The organism is Haloarcula salina, from assembly GCF_049603855.1.
Lineage (GTDB): Archaea > Halobacteriota > Halobacteria > Halobacteriales > Haloarculaceae > Haloarcula > Haloarcula salina_A.
The window spans coordinates 2117368-2136516 of the sequence record NZ_CP187146.1; the positions used below are offsets into that span (position 1 = coordinate 2117368).

Annotated in this window: 19 protein-coding genes; 11 read left to right on the plus strand and 8 right to left on the minus strand. The window is 69.0% G+C overall.

Annotated elements, in window-relative coordinates:
- Positions 1–8: 8 nt before the first annotated feature.
- Complete coding sequence (locus ACOZ4I_RS10815; RefSeq protein ID WP_423999382.1) at positions 9–1760, minus strand: DUF7289 family protein; 1752 nt, start codon at positions 1758–1760, stop codon at positions 9–11.
- Positions 1761–2055: 295 nt separating this feature from the next.
- Between ACOZ4I_RS10815 and ACOZ4I_RS10820 the strand changes: the two genes are divergently transcribed.
- From ACOZ4I_RS10820 to ACOZ4I_RS10840, 5 genes are all read left to right on the plus strand, one after another.
- Positions 2056–2526 (plus strand): 30S ribosomal protein S15, encoded by a 471-nt coding sequence (locus tag ACOZ4I_RS10820; RefSeq protein WP_423999384.1) that lies wholly within the window; start codon positions 2056–2058, stop codon positions 2524–2526.
- A complete protein-coding gene (locus ACOZ4I_RS10825; protein ID WP_423999386.1) occupies positions 2527–3636 on the plus strand; it encodes a hypothetical protein in 1110 nt (369 codons plus the stop codon).
- Entirely contained in the window at positions 3633–3863 is a 231-nt protein-coding gene (locus tag ACOZ4I_RS10830) for a KEOPS complex subunit Pcc1 (RefSeq protein ID WP_423999388.1), read from the plus strand. The genes ACOZ4I_RS10825 and ACOZ4I_RS10830 overlap by 4 nt, the downstream gene beginning before the upstream one ends.
- Complete coding sequence (locus tag ACOZ4I_RS10835; RefSeq protein ID WP_423999390.1) at positions 3856–4497, plus strand: 30S ribosomal protein S3ae; 642 nt, start codon at positions 3856–3858, stop codon at positions 4495–4497. Before ACOZ4I_RS10830 ends, ACOZ4I_RS10835 begins: the two co-directional genes overlap by 8 nt.
- Before the next feature lie 132 nt (positions 4498–4629).
- Positions 4630–5112 (plus strand): universal stress protein, encoded by a 483-nt coding sequence (locus tag ACOZ4I_RS10840; protein WP_423999392.1) that lies wholly within the window; start codon positions 4630–4632, stop codon positions 5110–5112.
- 20 nt (positions 5113–5132) lie between these two features.
- On the opposite strand, the gene ACOZ4I_RS10845 is transcribed toward ACOZ4I_RS10840, so the two are convergent.
- From ACOZ4I_RS10845 to ACOZ4I_RS10855, 3 genes are all read right to left on the minus strand, one after another.
- Complete coding sequence (locus tag ACOZ4I_RS10845; RefSeq protein ID WP_423999394.1) at positions 5133–5576, minus strand: plastocyanin/azurin family copper-binding protein; 444 nt, start codon at positions 5574–5576, stop codon at positions 5133–5135.
- Between the two features lie 62 nt (positions 5577–5638).
- Positions 5639–6784 (minus strand): 5-(carboxyamino)imidazole ribonucleotide synthase, encoded by a 1146-nt coding sequence (locus ACOZ4I_RS10850; protein ID WP_423999396.1) that lies wholly within the window; start codon positions 6782–6784, stop codon positions 5639–5641.
- 25 nt (positions 6785–6809) lie between these two features.
- A complete protein-coding gene (locus ACOZ4I_RS10855; RefSeq protein WP_423999398.1) occupies positions 6810–8783 on the minus strand; it encodes a flippase activity-associated protein Agl23 in 1974 nt (657 codons plus the stop codon).
- Positions 8784–8925: 142 nt separating this feature from the next.
- Here ACOZ4I_RS10855 and ribH point away from each other — a divergent pair, with 142 nt between their 5' ends.
- Genes ribH through ACOZ4I_RS10870 form a run of 3 tightly spaced genes read left to right on the plus strand, consistent with a single transcriptional unit; the run spans position 8926 to position 11009 of the window.
- Entirely contained in the window at positions 8926–9339 is a 414-nt protein-coding gene (gene ribH, locus ACOZ4I_RS10860; protein ID WP_423999400.1) for a 6,7-dimethyl-8-ribityllumazine synthase, read from the plus strand.
- Positions 9336–10496, plus strand: a complete 1161-nt coding sequence (locus tag ACOZ4I_RS10865) for a pyridoxal phosphate-dependent aminotransferase (protein WP_423999402.1) — start codon at positions 9336–9338, stop codon at positions 10494–10496. The genes ribH and ACOZ4I_RS10865 overlap by 4 nt, the downstream gene beginning before the upstream one ends.
- 48 nt (positions 10497–10544) lie before the next feature.
- On the plus strand, positions 10545–11009 hold the full coding sequence (locus ACOZ4I_RS10870) for a hypothetical protein (protein ID WP_423999404.1): 465 nt from the start codon (positions 10545–10547) through the stop codon (positions 11007–11009).
- 12 nt (positions 11010–11021) lie between these two features.
- Here the strand turns inward: ACOZ4I_RS10870 and ACOZ4I_RS10875 are convergent, their stop codons facing one another.
- Both ACOZ4I_RS10875 and ACOZ4I_RS10880 read right to left on the minus strand, forming a co-directional pair.
- A complete protein-coding gene (locus tag ACOZ4I_RS10875; RefSeq protein WP_423999406.1) occupies positions 11022–11450 on the minus strand; it encodes an adenylyltransferase/cytidyltransferase family protein in 429 nt (142 codons plus the stop codon).
- Positions 11447–11944 (minus strand): Mov34/MPN/PAD-1 family protein, encoded by a 498-nt coding sequence (locus tag ACOZ4I_RS10880; protein ID WP_423999408.1) that lies wholly within the window; start codon positions 11942–11944, stop codon positions 11447–11449. The genes ACOZ4I_RS10875 and ACOZ4I_RS10880 overlap by 4 nt, the downstream gene beginning before the upstream one ends.
- 93 nt (positions 11945–12037) lie before the next feature.
- Here ACOZ4I_RS10880 and ACOZ4I_RS10885 point away from each other — a divergent pair, with 93 nt between their 5' ends.
- Positions 12038–13951 carry a DHH family phosphoesterase gene (locus ACOZ4I_RS10885; protein WP_423999410.1) on the plus strand — a complete coding sequence of 638 codons (1914 nt, stop codon included), beginning with the start codon at positions 12038–12040 and terminating at the stop codon, positions 13949–13951.
- An 18-nt stretch (positions 13952–13969) separates the two neighbouring features.
- Here the strand turns inward: ACOZ4I_RS10885 and ACOZ4I_RS10890 are convergent, their stop codons facing one another.
- Both ACOZ4I_RS10890 and ACOZ4I_RS10895 read right to left on the minus strand, forming a co-directional pair.
- Positions 13970–15628: a phospholipase D-like domain-containing protein gene (locus tag ACOZ4I_RS10890; RefSeq protein ID WP_423999412.1), complete on the minus strand. Its 1659-nt coding sequence runs from the start codon at positions 15626–15628 to the stop codon at positions 13970–13972.
- A 42-nt stretch (positions 15629–15670) separates the two neighbouring features.
- Positions 15671–16942, minus strand: coding sequence for a HEAT repeat domain-containing protein (locus ACOZ4I_RS10895; RefSeq protein ID WP_423999414.1), 1272 nt, complete (start codon positions 16940–16942; stop codon positions 15671–15673).
- Between the two features lie 129 nt (positions 16943–17071).
- Here ACOZ4I_RS10895 and ACOZ4I_RS10900 point away from each other — a divergent pair, with 129 nt between their 5' ends.
- Both ACOZ4I_RS10900 and ACOZ4I_RS10905 read left to right on the plus strand, forming a co-directional pair.
- The gene (locus ACOZ4I_RS10900; protein WP_423999416.1) at positions 17072–18718 is read left to right on the plus strand and encodes a uracil-xanthine permease family protein; all 1647 of its coding nucleotides are present in this window, start codon (positions 17072–17074) and stop codon (positions 18716–18718) included.
- Between the two features lie 6 nt (positions 18719–18724).
- On the plus strand, positions 18725–19117 hold the full coding sequence (locus ACOZ4I_RS10905; RefSeq protein WP_423999418.1) for a hypothetical protein: 393 nt from the start codon (positions 18725–18727) through the stop codon (positions 19115–19117).
- Positions 19118–19149 lie beyond the last annotated feature (32 nt).

Consider the following 19149-nt stretch of genomic DNA (forward strand, 5'->3'; position numbering starts at 1 on the left):
TGTCGCCGTCAGCCAGCGGTGACGTTCACGTCGTTCGTCGAGGCGTGAACGTAGGTGACGGCGGGTATCTGCGAGTTCTGCTCGACGGTGTCTGCGTTCGCCAGCGCCTCGTCGTAGTGGAACGCGACGTTGTTGATGGTCGTCGCGCCACCGACGAACGCGCCCTTGATCTCACTGCCGCTGGAGGCCGCTGTCAGGACGAGGTCGACACCCTGGTTCGGTCCCTGTCCCGGCCCGTAGATGACGCCGGTGACGCTGAACTTGCTCCCGAACTCGATCTGTCGGTCGGGGTTCATGTACAGCCAGAACTGCGTGGAGTTGTCGCCCGGGGTCGAGATCTCCGTGTTCCCGTTCTGGCCCTCGATGGTCGCGTCACCCTCGAGATAGACGTTCACGCGGTTGGACCCCGTGACCTCGATCTCCCCGCGGTCGATCGTCAGCCCGTTCTCGACGTAGACGTCGACGTCGCCGCCCGAGGTGTCGAGGGTCAGCGTCTTGCCGTTAGGCACGTCGAGCTGTGAGAGGTAGTAGTCGCCGGCGGACAACGTTGCCTCGTCGGACGGCCCGGCGGCTCCGTAGTCGATGGTCCCGCCGTCGACGACGGCGGTCGTGTCGTTGTCGTTGTCGGCCGGGTCCCGGAGGGCATCGCCGCGGTCGCCGATCACGCCGGCGACGGAGTCCGGTGCCGAGACGCTGGCGTTGTCGTTCTTCCAGTTGTTCGGCCCGGGCTGCCAGTTGCTGGCGGACTTCTCGCTGTATCCGCCGCCGTAGGAGATGTTCCCGTCGTAGAGGCGCCCGTTGTTGTGGTCGAAGGTCATGTCGCCGCCGACCTCGACGTTCCCGTGGATCTCGCCCTTCTCGACGACGAGATCGCCGGCGACGACGACTTTCGTGCTCGACCCGCCGCCCGCGTACGGGCCCTCGGAGGAGTTGTAGCTGTCCATCACGACGTTGTTGTCGACGGTGAGCGTCGACCCGGGCGACCCGGAGACGACGCCAGCCTCCAGCGAAGGGTAGTCGGCCGGGACGGTCAACAGCAGCGTCACGCGGTCGTTCGCGTGGTCGTAGCGCACGTCGCCGCCGGTCCGTTCCTCGAAGTACTGCCCCCAGCCGCGGTAGTAGTCGCTCTGGACGGTGACGGTCATCTTCCCGTCCCGGAGCGGGTTCGTGAAATTCCCGTCTCGCGTCGTGTTGGGGTAGTACTGCGTCGAGCGGTTCCGGGTGATGCGGACGCCGTTTCCGACCGTCGGGTCGCCGCTGACGGTCACGAGCGGTAGCGTGATGGTCGCATCGCGGTAGTGGAACTCCGGCGGCGAGACCATCAACGAGCCGTTCGCTCGGGTCGCTCGCCACAGCCCGCCGCCCTGGTACGCGATGCGGTCACCGCCCTCGGCCGTGTACACCACCTCGCCCATCGTCTCGTTGAAGACGGTCTTCGTCTCCCCGGAGGACGTGTTCCGGTAGGAGACGTTCATCCAGCCGGCGCCCTCGTTCACGCGATAGGCGTTCGGTCCGGTCGCAGGCAGTGAAACGCGCTGTGCGCCGGATTGCCCGAGCGCGACCATCGCGGTCCGCGACTTCAGTTGCGTCATCGACTTCTCGGTGCGTTCGAGGTCGAGCTGGTCCTGGGTGGTCTCGATCGCGTCGGAGCCGACGGCCACGACCGCGGTCGTGGTGACGATCATGACCGCGAACACGAGCGCGACCCCGAGCGGTGCGGTCTGCCCGCGCGTTCTCGACCGGGACCCTGCGCTCGCCATATTGCACGACCTTACAGCGACGCGGGTCTTAAGCGAGCGGGGCTGGTTATCAGCGGTAATACTGCCAGTCGGGCGAGCGCCGACGGGAGCGGCTCGTTGGGGGCTGGGCGGCGGTTCGAAACGGAACGGTTTAGTCGCGCCACCGTCGACGGACACACGGGAACAGCACGACCGCAAATCTGACACGTCCTGGGCTTCCAGGACTCGGGATTGCGGCCGTGTTCGGCATCACCAGATGCCAATACGCCTCGCTACCGGTTAGCGACGAGCGGTCTGTGCCGTTCCAATCAGAAACATGGCACGAATGCACACACGCCGCCGCGGTTCGTCCGGTTCGGACAAACCGGCGGCAGACGAACCCCCGGAGTGGAGCGACGTAGACGAAGACGCCATCGAAGAGCGCGTCGTCGAACTCGCCGAACAGGGCCACTCGCCCAGCCAGATCGGCCTGAAGCTGCGCGACGAGGGCGTCCAGGGTACTCCGATCCCTGACGTCTCGCTCGCCACCGGCAAGAAGGTCACCGAGATTCTCGCGGACAACGAGGCCTCGCCGGAGCTCCCCGAGGACCTCCGCAACCTGATGGAGCGGGCCGTCCGCCTCCGCGACCACATGGACGAGAACCCCGGCGACTACCAGAACAAGCGTGCGCTCCAGAACACGCAGTCGAAGATCCGTCGCCTCGCCGATTACTACCGCGGCGACGAACTCGACGCGGACTTCACCTACAGCTACGACGCGGCCGTCGAGCTGCTGGGCGACGAATAGATGTCCGCGACCGGTCGGGAACCGACGCCAGCCACGTCGCCCAGTGCCCTCGCCGGGTCGCTGCGCGAGGCTGCCTTCGTGCGCCTCGTCAGCGACGCGACCGGGGACGCACTGGCCGCGACCGGCTTGCTGGCCCGGGCGCTCGACGACACGCCGTTCCAGGCGAGCGTCGTCCGCCCCTTCGAGGACCCCGACCGGACCACGGAGGCCGACCTCACGGTCGCCGTCGGTCGCACGCAGTCGGCCGCCGACGTGTCGCTGACCGACCGCGCCGCCGCGACGGCGTTCGAAACCGCCCGGGAACTCGGCACGGCGGACCCCGCGCTCGCGCTGGCAGGCACGATCGCCGCCGGCGACGCGGACGGGGCCGTCGCCGAAGCCGCCGAACGGGCAGGCCTCGAACGCCGTCCCGGTGTCGCCGTTCCGGTCGCCGACCTCGCGGACGGCCTGGCCCACTCGACGCTGTTCGTCGCGCCCTTCTCGGGCGAGGCGGACGCCGCGCGGGCTGCCCTGGCCGACCTCGACGTCGCCCCGGACGAAGACCCGTCGACCGACGACCGCCGACGCCTCGCGTCGCTGGTCGCACTGACCGTCACCGAGGACGCACCGCCGCGGGCCGCTGACGCGGTCCAGCGCGCGCTCCGTCCCGCTGTCGGCGGCCCGTTCGAGACGGTCGGCGGCTACGCCGACGTGCTCGACGCCGTCGCCCGGGAACGACCCGGGACCGCCGTCGCGCTCGCGCTCGGCCACGACGCCGTCCGCGAGGACGCGCTGGACGCCTGGCGAACGCACGCCCGGCGCGCCCACGAGGCGGTCACCGACGCGACGACGGGCCGATACGACGGCCTGTTCGTCGCCCGCGGCGACCCGATGCCGACCGGCACCGTCGCCCGACTGTTCGCCGACTTCCGCGCGCCTGAGCCGGTGACGCTCGTCGTCACCGACGGCGAGGCCGCGGCCCGCGCCACCGACGGCCGGGACGTGGCCGCGTCGATCCGCGCGGCAGTCGAGTCCGTCGGCGGCGACGCCGTCGGGACCGGCGACCGGGCGCGCGCTCGGTTCGACGTGTCCACGGCGGACTTCATCGAAGCGTTCCGGGAGGCACTATGAGACGGGCCGAGATCCGCACCACGCACGACTCGCCCGAGCGCGTCGCGAACGCGCTCCGCCCGGACAACACCGACGAGATGACTACCCGCGTCGAAGACGACGCGGTGGTCACGACCGTCGAGCGCGACACGACTGGGGGCCTCCAGGCGACCGTCGACGACTACGTCGTCAACCTCCGCGTCGCAGCACAGCTAGCCAACCACGACATACGATCCAACCATGAGTGAACGAAGCGTATCCAAACGCGCACAGCAGAAGCGGTGGTACACCGTGCAGGCTCCCGAACAGTTCGACCGGGAGGCGCTCGGCAAGACACCCGCAGACGAACCGGACAAGGTGCTCGGACGCACCATCGAAACCACGCTCGGCGAACTGACCGACGACGCCAGCGAGAACAACACCAAGCTGACCTTCAAGATCAACGAGGTCGCCTCGGACTCCGCGTACACGGAGTTCGTCCGCCACGAGCTGACGCGGGACTACCTGCGCTCGCTCGTCCGCCGCGGCTCCTCGAAGGTCGAAGCCTTCGTCACCGTGCTGACCACGGACGACTACCGCGTCCAGGTCCAGCCGGTCGCCGTCACGACGAAGAAGGCCGACGCCTCCCAGGAGAAGGCCATCCGCCGGACGATGATCGACCTCGTCGAGGAGACGGCCGAAGACCGCACCTTCGAGGAACTGATCGACAGCGTCGTCGAGGGCCGACTCTCCTCGGCCATCTACGGCGAGGCGAAGGACATCTACCCCCTGCGCCGCGTCGAGATCCAGAAGACGACCCTCGAGGCCCGCCCCGAGGAAGTCGCCGCCGAAGAGGAGACCGCCGTCGACGTCGACGAGGAAGACGTCGACGTCGAGAGCTAACTCCGTCGACGCTCGTTTCAGCGACCGACTCGATTCGCATTTTTCCGTCGTCACTGACCAGCGGCGCGTCCCCCGGCCGTCGGGTCGCACGCCGAACGTGGGTTTATACTGTGGGAACAGTTAGCAAATAACATGTACGAGTCAGTGTTGATTCCGACGGACGGGAGCGCCGACATGGACGCCGTCGCCGAGCACGGCGTCGCGCTGGCCGTCCAGTTCGGGGCCGAGGTACACGCGCTCCACGTCGTCGACGACCGGGCGTACGGATCGGTCCCGGACGACGTGAAACAGCGCGTCGAGGAGACGCTGACGGCCGACGGGGAGGACGCGACGAAGGCGGTCGCCCAGCGCGCGCTCGACGCCGGCCTCGACGCGACGAGGGAGGTCCGGTGGGGGAACCCGCCCGCTGGCATCGTCGCCTACGCGACCGAGAACGACGTCGGTCTCGTCGTCATGGGAACCCACGGTCGGACGGGCTACGACCGCTATCTGCTCGGGAGCGTCACCGAGAAGGTCGTCCGCGTCGCGCCGATGCCGGTCCTCACCGTCAGCGTCAGTGACGACAATGAGGACACCGCGAGCGTCACAATTCCCGACCCGCCGGCGGAGCACTGACCGCGCGACCGCAGCGCCGATTACTCGCTCTCGGTCGGCGTCGCCGCGTCCTCCGTCACGACGACGGTTCCGACCATGCCGCCGCGCTCGTGGGGGATACAGAAGTAGGGGTGCGTGCCCAGCACCTCGAACGTGTGGGTGTATTCCTGGCCCTCGAACAGCGTGCCCGAGGTGGCGTTCCCCCACGCGTCGCGGGCCGCCTGCTCGCTGTCGAAGTCGCCGCTGGCGAAGAACTCTGCACCGTCGGGGAGTTGCCCCTCGTAGGCGGTGACTGTGTGGCCCTGCTTGCTGGTGTTGCGCCACCGGACGGTCGTCCCCGGTCGGACCTCGATGCTGGGGGGGCGAAACGCCTTGGCCGACATCCCCACGTCGTAGTCGCCGCCCGCGGTCCCGTTCCCGATACAGCCGGCCAGCCCGATGCCGGCGGCCGGTCCGACGGCGCGGAGGAAGTCCCGTCGCTCCATGGTCGAATTCGGAACCGGACGGGCAAAGGCCGCTCGGTTCTCGACGGCCGCCCCGACACGCCTCACTCGAAGGTCAGCCCGTCCCGGAGGTCCCGCGCGTCCGCGAGCAGGGCGTCCGGATCGTCGCCGGTGAGCGTCACGTGGCCCATCTTCCGGAGGTCGTACACCTCGCGCTTGCCGTACCAGTGGAGGTGCGCGCGCGCGGTCTCCAGGACGCACTCCTCGCCGCTGAGTGCCGCGGACTGGCGCTCGGGCACGTCGCCGAGGATGTTCGTCGAGACGGTCGGGAACCGCTGGTCGGTCGTCCCGAGCGGGAGGCCGGCGACAGCGCGCAGGTGCTGTTCGAACTGGGAGGTGTGACAGCCCTCGATGGTCCAGTGCCCGGAGTTGTGCGGCCGCGGGGCGATCTCGTTGAGCAGGATCTCGCCGTCGGCCGTCTCGAACAGTTCGATGCCGAAGACGCCGCGGCCGTCCATCGCGTCGAGCACGTCGTGGGCGACGTCTCTCGCGTGCTCGCGCGTGGCGGCCGACGCGCGGGCGGGGGCGACCGACTCCCGGAGGATCTCGGCTTCGTGTATCGTCTCCGTGACCGGGAAGGCGTCGCGCTCGCCGTCGCCGCGACAGCCCATGACGGCGAGTTCGCGCTCGAAGTCGACCATCTCCTCGACCATCGCCGGGCCGGCGATGTCGTCGATGGCGTCTTCGACGTCGTCTGGGCCTTCGACGGGGACGTTCCCGCGGCCGTCGTACCCGCCGGTGCGGGCCTTGAGCATCGCCGGGTAGCCCAGGTCCGCGCAGGCCTCGCGAAGGTCCTCTGCCGTGTCGACGGCGCGGAACTCGGGGACCGGGACGCCGGCGTCTGCGAGGCGGCGCTTCTGGACGAGCTTGTCCTGAATCGTCCGCAGCGTCTCGGGGGCCGGGTGGACCGGCGTGCCCGTCTCCTCGGCGACGCGTTCGAGCACGTCCGGGCCGGCGAGTTCGATCTCGAAGGTGAGGTAGTCCGAGCGCTCCGCGAGCTCGCGGAACGTCTCCTCGTCCTCGAAGCCGCCGACGAGCTGGTCGCGGACGACCGGCGCGGCCGGGCAGTCCGGCGTCGGGTCGGCGACGAGCAGTTCGAGGCCAAGCGGCGCAGCCGCTTCGCCGAGCATCCGTCCGAGCTGGCCGCCCCCGACGACCCCCACGGTGGGGCCGGGCGAAGTGAGCGTCATACCGCGCGCTTTCACAGCGTCGGGGTTAAGCGTTCGTTTCTCGGGCGTACGACTCGTGGACCCAGACCGTGATCTCGTTGGAGTCGTACTTCGTGCGCATCAGGTGCGTCCGCGGCTCGTAGCCGGCGGCGCGGAGCCGGTCCGCGGGGACCGTCCCGTCGACGGGCTGAGTGATTATCATCGGCGGCGTCTGCCCCTGGGCGCGCTCGCGGAGCGCGGACTCGCTGTTCTCGCAGGCGACGCTCACCTCGTCGGCCGCGAAGTACCACGGCAGGGGCAGGGAGTTGTACCAGTTCATGCATGTCGGTCTGGTGGTCCACCACGACTCGTTCCAGTTGTCGCGGTTCTCTTTGACGTAGGCGTCGTCGCCGTCGTAGGCGTCACCAGACTCGCCGTAGTACACGACCAGGTCGGCCCCGCCGTCGTGGGCGGTCGCGATGCGGTCCATCGTGTGGAGGTCCTCGCGCAGCGACTCCTGTGGCTGGGCGAACTGCACGAGGGAGTTGCCCTCGAGGTGCTCGTTCGAGTACACCCGCGTCGCGGCGGTGTTGACGACGAGCGCGGAGACGAGCAGCAGGATGACGGCCGCGATGGCGACGCCGGTCACGTCGTCGGCCGACAGCGCCTCGCTGCCCCACCGGAAGACGGCGGCCACCCCCACGGCGGCGGGAATCGACAGCGGGACGACGACGTGGACGGCCAGCCACGGCGCGCCGATGTCCGTCCCGATGGGGTAACCGAGGATGGAGACGAACCCGCCGTAGGCGACGAAGGGGACGAGGTGGCGCGGCTCGACCGCCCCGAGGCGGTCGAGGGCGTACCCGAAGACGGAGAAGGCGACCAGCGGCATCGACGTGAACGCGAGGGCCTTCAGCAGCACCTCGTAGTGGCCGTCGACGCTCTCGTAGAAGCCTTCGAGCGACTCGATGAGGCCGGTCTCCGTCGTCGTCGCCTTCTCGGAAGCCGGCGAGAACCACTCGCTGAACTGGTCGACGACGCGCTCCCACGTCACCTGGACGAGTTCGGGGAACAGCGTCGGGTTCGTCACGCCCGACCAGAAGTTCACGTCGCCCTGTGACGCCGGCGTCGGCGGGTACTCGATGCCGGCGACGCCAGCGCCGCGGGGCGCGTAGAAGAACAGCGAGACGAATCCGAACAGCACCACCGCGAGCGCGACGTGGCCGGCGTAGGCCGCGAGGACCGCCCCGGCGCTGTCGTGGCGGTCGCGGAACGACCCGACGACGCCCTTGAGCATGTCGACGTCGCCGCGAACGCGACCCGTGATGCGGTTCCAGACCGCGTCGGCACTCGGGACGGTGCGGAGGAACCCGAGCGCGTCGCGGTAGCCGTTGGGGAGAACGAACACCTTCGCCAGCAACAGACCGGTCGCGCCGAGCCAAGTCAGGACGTAGACGATGGCGTTTTCCTTCGCCGCGAAGCCGAAGGCCACGAACGTCGCCACGGCGTAGAGGTATCGCGGCTTCCGGGTGTCGTGGAACCGGACGAGAAAGCCGAACGCCGTGAACATGAACGCCGCGACCAGCACGTCGCTGCGCATGAACCGCGAGAAGTACAGCATGACGGGGTTGATCGCCAGGAAGACGGCGGCCAGCACCGTCTCCTCGTCCCGGAGGTGCTCGCGGAACAGCAGGGCCGTCAGGGGCAGGAGCCCGCCGACGACCGCGACCGGGAACCGCATCCAGAAGTCGGTGGGCGGGACGACGGCGAACAGCCACGAGTCGACGTGCTGGATGAACGGGCCGTGGATGATGTACCGGTAGGCGAACGACCCGGAGTCGCGGAGATTGAGCGCCCAGTAGGCGACCCGACCCTCGTCGAAGTGTGCGACGCGGTGGCCGAGCGCGACGAGTCTGAGCAGGAGACCAAGCAGCGTCACGCCGACGACGAGCTTCGTCGCGGCGTGGGGATCCTCGTCGACCCAGGACCGGGTCCGGTCTCGGAGACGGCGGAGGGCAGAGAGCGAAGACGGCGCAGCCATGTCTGTGGGAAGCACAGGGGGCATTAGAATCCTTCTGGTTTACAGAAGTGTTCGGACTGAAGCGGTGCCGGTCGACCGCGGGCCGCGCTCGCTCCGAGGACGGAACGGTAGTACTTTATTGACCCCTGCCTGCGAGTCACGTATGGTGCAGCTCGGGCTGGTCGTCGCCCAGTACGACAAACACGGGGAGGTCATCGGCGAAATGGAACGCGGGGCACGCGAAGCGGCCGCGGCCCGCGACGCGAACATCGTGGACACAGTCTCTGTCCCGGGCTCGTACGACACGCCGCTCGCGGCCGACCGCCTCGCTCGCCGGTCGGACGTCGACGCCGTCGCCGTTCTCGGAGCCATCATCAGCGGTGACACCGACCACGACGCCGTCATCGGCCACGCCGCCGCCCAGGGGCTGACCGACGTGTCTCTGGACCGCGACACCCCCGTCACGCTGGGCATCATCGGCCCGGGCATGAGCCAGGACGAGGCCGAGGCCCGGACCGACAAAGGTGGGTCGGCCGTCACGAGCGCCATCGAACTCGCCACGGAACTCGAACAATGACTATGGACTTCGCATCCCGCGTCGAACGTGTAGAACCGAGCGCCACGCTCGCGATCAGCAACAAGGCCGCAGAGCTCGAAGCCGAGGGCAAGGACGTCGTCGACCTGAGCGTCGGCGAGCCCGACTTCGACACCCCGGAGAACATCAAGGATGCCGCCAAGGCCGCACTCGACGACGGCCACACCGGCTACACTCCCTCGAACGGCATCCCCGAGCTCAAGGACGCGCTCGTGGACAAGCTCCACGACGACGGGCTCACCCAGTACGGTACGGACAACCTCATCGTCACGCCGGGCGGCAAGCAGGCCCTCTACGAGATCTTCCAGACGGTCATCGACGACGGCGACGAGGTCGCCCTGCTCGACCCCGCGTGGGTCTCCTACGAGGCGATGGCGAAGCTCGCCGGCGGCACGCTGACCCGCGTCGACACGGCGGCCCACGACTTCCAGCTCGAGGGCGCGCTCGACGACCTCGCCGAGGCCGTCTCCGACGACACCGAACTGCTCGTCGTCAACTCGCCGGGCAACCCCCACGGCGCGGTGTACTCCCGCGAGGCGATGGAGGGCGTCCGCGACCTCGCCGTCGAGCACGATATCACTGTGATCTCCGACGAGATCTACAAGGAGATCACCTACGACGGCGCGGAGGCCATCTCGCTCGGCACGCTCGACGGCATGACCGACCGGACGGTTACGCTCAACGGCTTCTCGAAGGCCTACGCGATGACCGGCTGGCGGCTGGGCTACTTCGCCGGGCCCGAGGAGCTGATCTCCCAGGCCGGCAAGGTCCACTCGCACTCCGTCTCCTGTGCGGTGAACTTCGTCCAGCACGCCGGCGTCGAGGCGCTCACCAACACCGACGACGCCGTCGAGGAGATGCGCCAGGCCTTCGCCGAGCGCCGCGAGTTCCTCATCGACCTGCTGGAGGAACGGGGCGTCCGCGTCCCCGAACCGCAGGGCGCGTTCTACATGATGCCGGAAGTCGCCCCCGACGGCGACGACACCGAGTGGTGCGACGAGGCCATCTCGGAGGCCCAGGTCGCGACCGTCCCCGGAAGCGCGTTCGGGACGCCGGGCTACGCCCGCTTCTCCTACGCGAACAGCAAGGACCGCCTCCAAGAGGCCGTCGACCGCCTCGCCGCGGAAGACCTGCTCTGAGCCGGCCGTCTGACGAACTGTTTTCACCGCTCGGCAGAAAGCATCAGTATGCCAACTCGTCGAGCGATCCTCGCGCTCGCTGCCGGAGCCGCGTCGCTGTCTGGCTGTCGGTCGCCGGACGGCGGCGGCGGTGCGGGCGGCAGTCTCTCGGTCACGGCTTCGGATGCGACGGTCACGCCGGGCGAGACGGCAACCGTCGACGTGCAGGCGTCGCTCGTCGGCGTCCTCACCTGGCGGCTCGGCGACGTGCCCGAGAGCTGGCAGATCACCTACGAAGAGTTCGAACCACAGCCGACCGCCGTCCGAGAGTCGTATCCGCCGCAACTGGTCTGGGACCCGGTCGTCGAGTCGGTGAGCGGTCAGTTGTCGGTCGCCGTCCCGTCGGCGGCAGTGCCCGGAACGTACACGCTCCCCGTCGAAGCGGGTTCGGACACCACGGACGAGCGCGCCGTCTCGGAGGCAGTCATCACCGTCGAGGATCCTGGCACGTCGACGACGGACGCATCTGGCTGAGGAAGCAGCTATTCAGTCTCGTTCTTCGAGTACCTTGTCGATGATCCGTCCGGTCGACAGCAGTCGCTCGGCCGCCTCGGCTTCCAGCGGGCTGGCGCGGCGAATCTCGCAGTCGAGGCCGCGCGCGGCCAGCGCCGCCTCCAGTTGCTCGTCGTCGTGGTGCTGGTCGTAGCCGAGCGCGATGACGTCCGGTTCGATGCGCTCGATGGGCACGAAGATGTCCTCCGGGTGGCCCAGGTGTGCCTCGTCGACCGGCTTGAGCGCGGCGACCATCTCCCGGCGCTGCTCGTCGGGGACCACGGGCGGGGCCTTGTGCGTGACGTTGACCGAGCGGGCGACGATGACGTGGAGTTCGTCGCCCATGTCGGCAGCGTCCCGCAGGTAGTGGACGTGGCCCGGGTGGAGGATGTCGAACGTGCCCTGCGCGACGACGCGGGTCACTGGTCGAACTCCTCCTCACGTAGTTCGGCGTCGATGTCGGACTGGTCGAAGTCGAAGAACGCCTCCTCGGGCGGGTCCACGTCGAGCACCGGCAACTCGACCTCGTTCCCGTCGCTGTCGAAGGCCTGCCAGTCGTCGCGGCCGTACGGATAGCCGACGATGATGTGGACGTCGCCGCGCCCGAACGTGGCGAGGTCGGCGTCGCTCGGCTGGAGGACGCCGTTCGGGTGCGAGTGAATCGACCCGGCCGCTCGCATGTCGTTTGGCACCATGCTCGTCTTGACGGTCGCGCTCACCGGGTTCGACTGCGTGCCCGGAATCACGAGCACGTCGGTCAGGACCGTGCCGTCCTCGTCGAGCCCGAGCTTGCTGGCGTCATCGCCCCGGAGGAACCCCATGTACTCGTTGGGATGGGACTCCTCGGAGGCCGCGAGCGCGAACTCGAGGGCCGACTCAGCGATCCCGAGTATCCCGCTCGTTCGGAACAACCCCATACCCACAGTCCGGTCGGCCGCTTTTTACGCGTTGTGTTCGGACCTCCCTCGATTCCGAAGAGTACAAACCGGGGAGCACCGAAGAAACGGCAAATGTCTTCGCCAACTGGCACCGATGACGGTGCCACGGTCCCCGACGGCGGGACCGTCGTCTACGATCTCGCGGCTCAATGTACGGTAGATGATCTCGAAGAGGGCGCACTGTACCACGCGACCGTCAACGGCGTCGTCGAGTACGGCGTGTTCGTCGACCTCTCGGACGCCGTCTCCGGGCTCGTCCACGACTCGAACCTCATCGGCCCCTACGACGTGGGCGACGACCTCATCGTCGAACTGGGCGAGATCCGCCCCGACGGCGACCTCAGCTTCGAAGAGGTCCGCGTCGACGACTACGAGGAACAGCGCGTCGTCCACGGCGACGCGACGACCGTCGACGACCTCGACGACGCGACCGGCTCGACCGTCGTCCTCGAAGGCCAGGTCGTCCAGATCAAACAGACCGGCGGCCCGACGGTGTTCCAGGTCCGCGACGAGACCGGTATCGTCCCCTGTGCCGCCTTCGAGGAAGCCGGCGTCCGCGCTCATCCCGACGTGGAGATCGACGACATCGTCCGCGTCTCGGGCCGGGCCGAGGAGCGCGACGACGGTCTCCAGGTCGAGGCCGATTCGCTGACAGTCCTCGACGGCGACGCGGCCGCCGACGTGGAGGCCGACCTCGACGCGGCACTCGAAGCCGCCGCCGAGCCGGCCGACGTGGAGCCGCTCGTCGAGTGGCCCGCCTTCGAGAAGCTCTGGGACGACCTCCGAGAGGTCGCGACCGAGCTCCGCAAGACGGTGCTGTCGGGCCGCCCGATCCGGATGCGCCACCACGCGGACGGCGACGGTCTCTGTGCGAGCGTCCCGCTGCAGGTCGCACTGGAGTCGTTCATCGCCTCGCAGTACGAGGACGACAGCGCGCCCCAGCACCTCCTCAAACGCCTGCCGAGCAAGGCCCCCTACTACGAGATGGAGGACGTGACGCGGGACCTCAACTTCGCGCTGGAGGACCGCACCCGCCACGGCCAGAAGCTCCCGATGCTGCTGATGCTCGACAACGGCTCGACCGAAGAGGACACGCCGGCCTACCGGAACCTCCGGCACTACGACATCCCCGTCGTCGTCGTCGACCACCACCACCCGGACCCCGAGGCCGTCGAGCCGCTCATCGAGCAGCACGTCAACCCCTACCTCCACGACGAGGACTACCGCATCACGACGGGCATGCTCTGTGTCGAGCTCGCCCGGATGATCGACCCCGACCTCACCGAGGACCTCACGCACGTCCCCGCCGTCGCCGGCCTCTCGGACCGCTCCGAAGCAGAGGCGATGCGGGACTACGTGGACCTGGCGGGCGAGAAGGGCTACGACGAGAACGACCTGCGCGACATCGGCGAGGCGCTCGACTACGCCACCCACTGGCTGCGCTACAGCTCCGGCGAACAGCTCATCACCGACGTGCTGAACGTCGACTGCGACGATCGCGAGCGCCACGAGGAAGTCGTCGACTTCCTCGCCGAGCGCGCCGAGCGCGACGTGGACGACCAGCTCGACGCCGCGATGAGCCACGTCGACCACGAGCGCCTCGACAACGGCGCGCACCTCTACACCATCGACGTGGAGAACCACGCCCACCGCTTTACCTACCCCGCGCCCGGCAAGACCACCGGCGAGATCCACGACCGGAAGGTCGCGGAGACGGGCGACCCCGTCATCACCATCGGCTACGGCCCCGACTTCGCCGTCCTGCGCTCCGACGGCGTCCGACTCGACATCCCGCGGATGGTCACCGAACTCACCGAGGAAGTCGACGGCGGCGGCGTCTCCGGCGGCGGCCACCTCGTCGTCGGCTCCATCAAGTTCGTGAAGGGCATGCGCGAGACGGTCATCGACGCGCTCGTCGAGAAGATGGCTGAGGCCGAAATCGACGAGGACCTCGGCAGTTCGACGGCGCTCCCCGAGGAAGTGTAGGCCGGCCGCCGTCCGTTCTCACGGTTCGAACCGCACTCGCCGAGCGGCGAGTCCGGCGACGACGATGACGCCGCCGACGGCCGTGGCGAGGCCGACCGGGACTCCGACGCCACCGCCGCCGGCCCAGTCCGCGTCGAACACCTCGCCGAAGTACGCGGCGGCCTCCGGCCCGTGGAGGACGAGGAGGACCTCGCGGTTCGTCGTCGCCGCCTGCTCGTTCCAGTTGAGGCTGCCGACGACGACGCGCTCGCGGTCGACGACGGCCCCCTTCGCGTGAATCTTCTCGTAGCGGCCCTCCGGATCGGCCAGTTTCGCAGACAGCGGCGCGTCAGTTCGGTCGGCCCAGTCGCGAAACCGCTCGACGGTGCGGCGGTTCTCCTCGCGGACGTACCATGCGTCGCTCAGGAGCAAGCGGACCTCGACGCCGCGCGAGGCGGCCCGCCGGAGCGCCCGAAGCAGCGGGCCGTCCCAGTCGCCGACCGTGGGCTGAATCACGTCGACGGAGTCGTTCGCCCGGTCCAAGATCGCGACGAGTTCGCCCTGCGCGTTGTCCGGCGTGACCAGCAGGTCCGTCCGGCGGACGGTCACTGATTCGGCGCGAAACTCGGTCGGGTACGCGCCCGTCGCTCGCTCGCCGCGCTCGAACCGGCGTCCCTGGCGATACCGCTCCCAGGCCGCGCTGTCACGCCACCCGGCGTCCGCGTGGAAGGTCGTCGCGAGGCCGTCGACGATTCGCGGCTGTGCGGTGACGACGCCCCACCCCCGACTGCTGTTGCCGCCGGTCCCCGCGGGCTTCCAGTTCTCGGTCATCACGACGGCACGGTCGTCCGCGACGGCGTACTTCGCGTGGTGGTAGCTGTACCTGGCGCGCGGTCCCGAAATGAGGCGGACCTGGACCCCCGCGTCGGTCAGTCGGTCGAGTGTCCGGGCCTCCGCGGCGGTGCGCTCCCCGACAGGCTCGCCTTCGAGCAGGACGCGGACCGTCGCGCCGCGTCGCTGCGCGTCGAGGAGCGCGTCCGCCACCCTCGGGGAGGAGAGGGTGTAGCCCGCCAGCAGGACGCGCTCGTCAGCGTCCCGTATCGGGCCGAGCGCCGCGCCCGGCGCATCGGGTAGCACGAACGCCCGGACATCGCCGCCGGGCGCGCTGACCACGGGCCGGTCGGTCGCACCGAGCGGTCGCCAGCGGACGACCGACCCGTTTACGACGCCGAGTTCGCCTTCGGTCGCTGCCGAGTACCGAACGGCGTCGACCGTTCGCTCTCCTCGGAGCAGCCGAATCCGCTCGCCGCCGTTGGCCAGCGCGAGATGGCCGTCCACGCCGACGACCCTGCTGTCGGTAAGCCGTCGCGTGTGATCGGGCGCGGTCGAGGCGACGACGCGGCCGCTGCCGGTCGCGTTCGGGAGCGACACCGTGCCGTCGCCGTCCGAGAGGCTGTACTCCCCGAGCGCTGTCCCTGCGGGAACTGAGAGGATGACGAACTCGCCGCGGTCGCCCCCGGCGATCGGATCAGGGTACACCGCGGCTATGGCGGCCGATTCGGCCTCGGCAGTCGCTACGGGAGCGGCAATCGACTCGGACCCTACCGCCTGCGGCGATGGCGCCGACACCGCCGCGACGACCGGGGAGAACACGACGAGTGCGAGTAGACAGCAGACGAGTGAGGCGGGCGGTCGCATCGGGGCATCTGGCCGCCCGCCGGTACAAAAAGGTTCGCGCGTTCAGACGCCGGAGGCCTTCTCGGCCTCGGCCTGGACGAGGTAGGCGCGGTCGTCGGCGTACTTGGCGGCCTCATCGAGGGCGTCCTCGGTGCCGATCTGCCGGAGCGCCCACGCCGCGGAGGCCCGGACGGAGTCGCTGTCGTCGGCTTCGAGCACGTCGGCCAGCGGCTCGATAGCGCGGGTGTCGCCGAGCAGGCCGAGCGAGCGAGCCGCAGCGGATCGGATCTCGTCACTCTCTGCGTCGAGGCGGTTCGCGACCGGCTGGACGGACTCCTCGCTCCCGATGGCTCCGAGCGCGCGCAGGGTGACCTTCTGGAGCGCCGGGTCGCCGTCGCCGTCGATGTAGTCGTGGAGCGTCTCGGCCGCCCGCTCGTCGCCGATCTTGCCGAGCACCGAGATGGGCCCCTTCTCGCGTTTCTGGGCGCGCTGGTGCATGGCGTCGAAGGCCGCCTCGGCGTCGCTGCCGAGGTTGTACAGCAGGTCGACCATGTACTCCTCGAAGAACTCCGAACCCATGTTCTCGTAGGCGTACAGGACTTCTTCGAGATCTCCCTCCTCGGCGTGGAGCTTCGCGGCGTTCCACTCCGGCGGGTAGTCCTTGCGGTTCTCGTTGTTCAGCACGTCGTAGAAGCCCCGCGAGTCGAGTTTCTCCTGGACCGTGAGGTCGTCCCAGACCTCGGCCTCCTCGAGGCCCGTCTCCAGCGCCTCGGCGGCTTCCAGGAGGCCCTCGATGGTCTCCGCGTCCTCGTCGGGGTCGAGGTCCGCGGCCTCGATGGCGTCGGCGACCGTCCCGAGCGCGTCGGCGGCGGCGACGAAGTCCCCGCCGGTGTCGGCGTCGTGGTCGACGTACTCGGCGGACGCATCGAGGAAGTCCTCGACGGCGTCCTGGGCCTCGCCTTCGCCGTCCTCGGTCCACTCGCTGTCGGTGACAGTGTCCTGCGCTTCGGTGACGATGTCGACGACGTCCTCGGAGTAGGGCCCGCGCTGGGATTCGAGGTCGTCGCGGAGGTCCGAGAGCCGTGACTCCAGTTCCTCGCGGGGGTCTTCGGCGTCCTCGTCGTCCTCGTCCGGTTCGGGCAGGTCGGCCGCTTCGAGGTCGCTCTCGACGTCGTCGAGCGTCGCTTCGACCTCGTCGAGGTCCGCTTCCGTCTCGGCGGCTTCCAGGGCCTCGCTGGCCTCGTCGAGCCGCGATTCGAGTGCCTCGCTACTGACGTCCTCGCCGGCGTCCTCGGCAGGGGCGTCCTCGTCGGTCTCGTCGTCCCCGTTGCTCATGTACGCAGATGTGTCGGTCCGGGCTAAGAGCGTTTTCCTTTCCGTATGACGGTCCGAACCCGTACGGACCGACCGATCCAACTGGCAAGAGATTTGAGGGGGCACGGCCACGTCCCCTGTAGTTGGCATATGGGTTCTGACAGCGCAGACGATTTCGAGGAGGTGGAGAAGGACTTCACACCGGAAGGGCCGGACGCCGCGGGCGAGGGGTCGGCCGCCGGATTCGTGGAGTACGGCATCGACGACAGACCGCCGAAGGGCGAGTCGATACTGCTCGGCGTCCAACATTATCTGACGATGATCGGCGCGTCAGTCGCGATTCCGCTCGGGCTCGCGGGCGCGATGGGGATGTTCGAGGCGGCACCGGGACAGGTCGGTCGCCTCATCGGCACGTTCTTCGTCGTCTCGGGCATCGCGACGCTGGCCCAGACGACCATCGGGAACCGCTATCCCATCGTGCAGGGCGGGACGTTCTCGATGCTCGCGCCGGGGCTCGCCATCGTCGGCGTGCTGGCCCAGCAGGGCGCGGACTGGCAGACGATGCTCGTCGAGTTGCAGGGCGCGGTCATCGTCGCCGGCGTCGTCGAGATGCTCATCGGCTACTCCGGCCTGATGGGGAAACTGAAGCGATACATGGGGCCGGTGGTCATCGCGCCCGTCATCGCGCTCATCGGCCTCGCGCTGTTCAACGTCCCGCAGATCTCGAACCCGAACTTCGGCGCGCCCGGGACCGGACAGAACTGGTGGCTCCTCGGACTGACGATGCTCGCCATCGTCGTCTTCTCGCAGTACCTCGACCGGCGTCACCGGGCGTTCAAACTGTTCCCCGTGCTCCTCGGCATCGCCGTCGCGTGGGGCGTCGCCGCCGTCCTCTCGGTGACCGGCGTCTTCGCCGAGGGGTCGGTGAGCTACGTCGCCCTCGGGAGCGTCACGAGCGCGCCCCTCCTCCAGCCCATCTACCCCTTCCAGTGGGGCCTCCCGCAGTTCACGCCGGGCTTCGTCGTCGGGATGCTGGCCGGGATGCTCGCCTCCGTCGTCGAGAGCTTCGGCGACTACCACTCCGTCGCCCGCATCGCCGGCAAGGGCGCGCCGAGCGCGAAGCGCATCGACCACGGCATCGGGATGGAGGGCGTCGGCAACGTCTTCGCCGGCGTCATGGGCACCGGAAACGGCTGTACGTCCTACACCGAGAACGTCGGTGCCATCGCGATCACCGGCGTCGCCTCCCGCTACGTCGTCCAGATCGGGGCCGCGGTGATGATTCTCGTCGGCTACTTCGGCCCGATGGGCGAACTGTTCGCGACCATCCCCGCGCCGATCATCGGCGGCCTCTACATGGTGATGTTCGGGCAGATCGCGGCCGTCGGCCTCTCGCAGTTGAAGTACGTCGACCTCGACGCGAACCGGAACATCTTCATCGTCGGGTTCGCCCTCTTCGCCGGCCTCGCCGTCCCCGAGTACATGAGTCAGGTCGGACAGGGCCTCGACGCGTCGGGCGCGACGGCGCTCCAGCAGGGCCTCGCCGGCGTGCCGGTCCTCGGCGCGGTGCTCGGGACCGACGTGGTCGCGACGACGCTGTTCGTCGTCGGCGGCACCGGCATGGTCGTCGGCGGCGTCGTCGCGTTCGTCCTCGACAACACCATCCCCGGAACCCGCGAGGAGCGCGGCCTGAGCGCGTGGGCGGAACTCACCGAGGACGACGACGAGTTCGTCTCGGCGGTCGACCGACTGCGCGGTCGGGGCGGCGACCGCTCCCGGATTCCGGGTGACGACTGAGACGCGATGCCCGACGAGAGCGAGGCGGTGTACCACGGCGACCTCCGGCGCGGCGGCCGCATCACTGTCACGACCGACCGCGTGGTGGTCGACCGTCCCGCTGACGAGTCAGTCACCGTCCCCCTGACGGGCGTCGTGGACGTGACGCTACAGGACATCGACTGGTTCCTCGTGGTGATGAGCCTCGGTCTCGTCGGGTTCGGTCTCGCCTCCGTCGGGCGAAATCTCCTTCTGGCAGGACTGTTCGTCGTCGCCGGCCTCGTCAGTACGGCGCTCACCTACCGCAAACGAGGGGCACTCAGAATCAGCGTTTCGGGTGAGACGAGCCCGCTCAGGCTGTTTCCCGCTGACCCGACCGCGTGTTACGACGCGCTCGAATCGGTGCTGAGCGAGGACTGACGAACGGAAATCGCCTACACTTACGCCCCCGC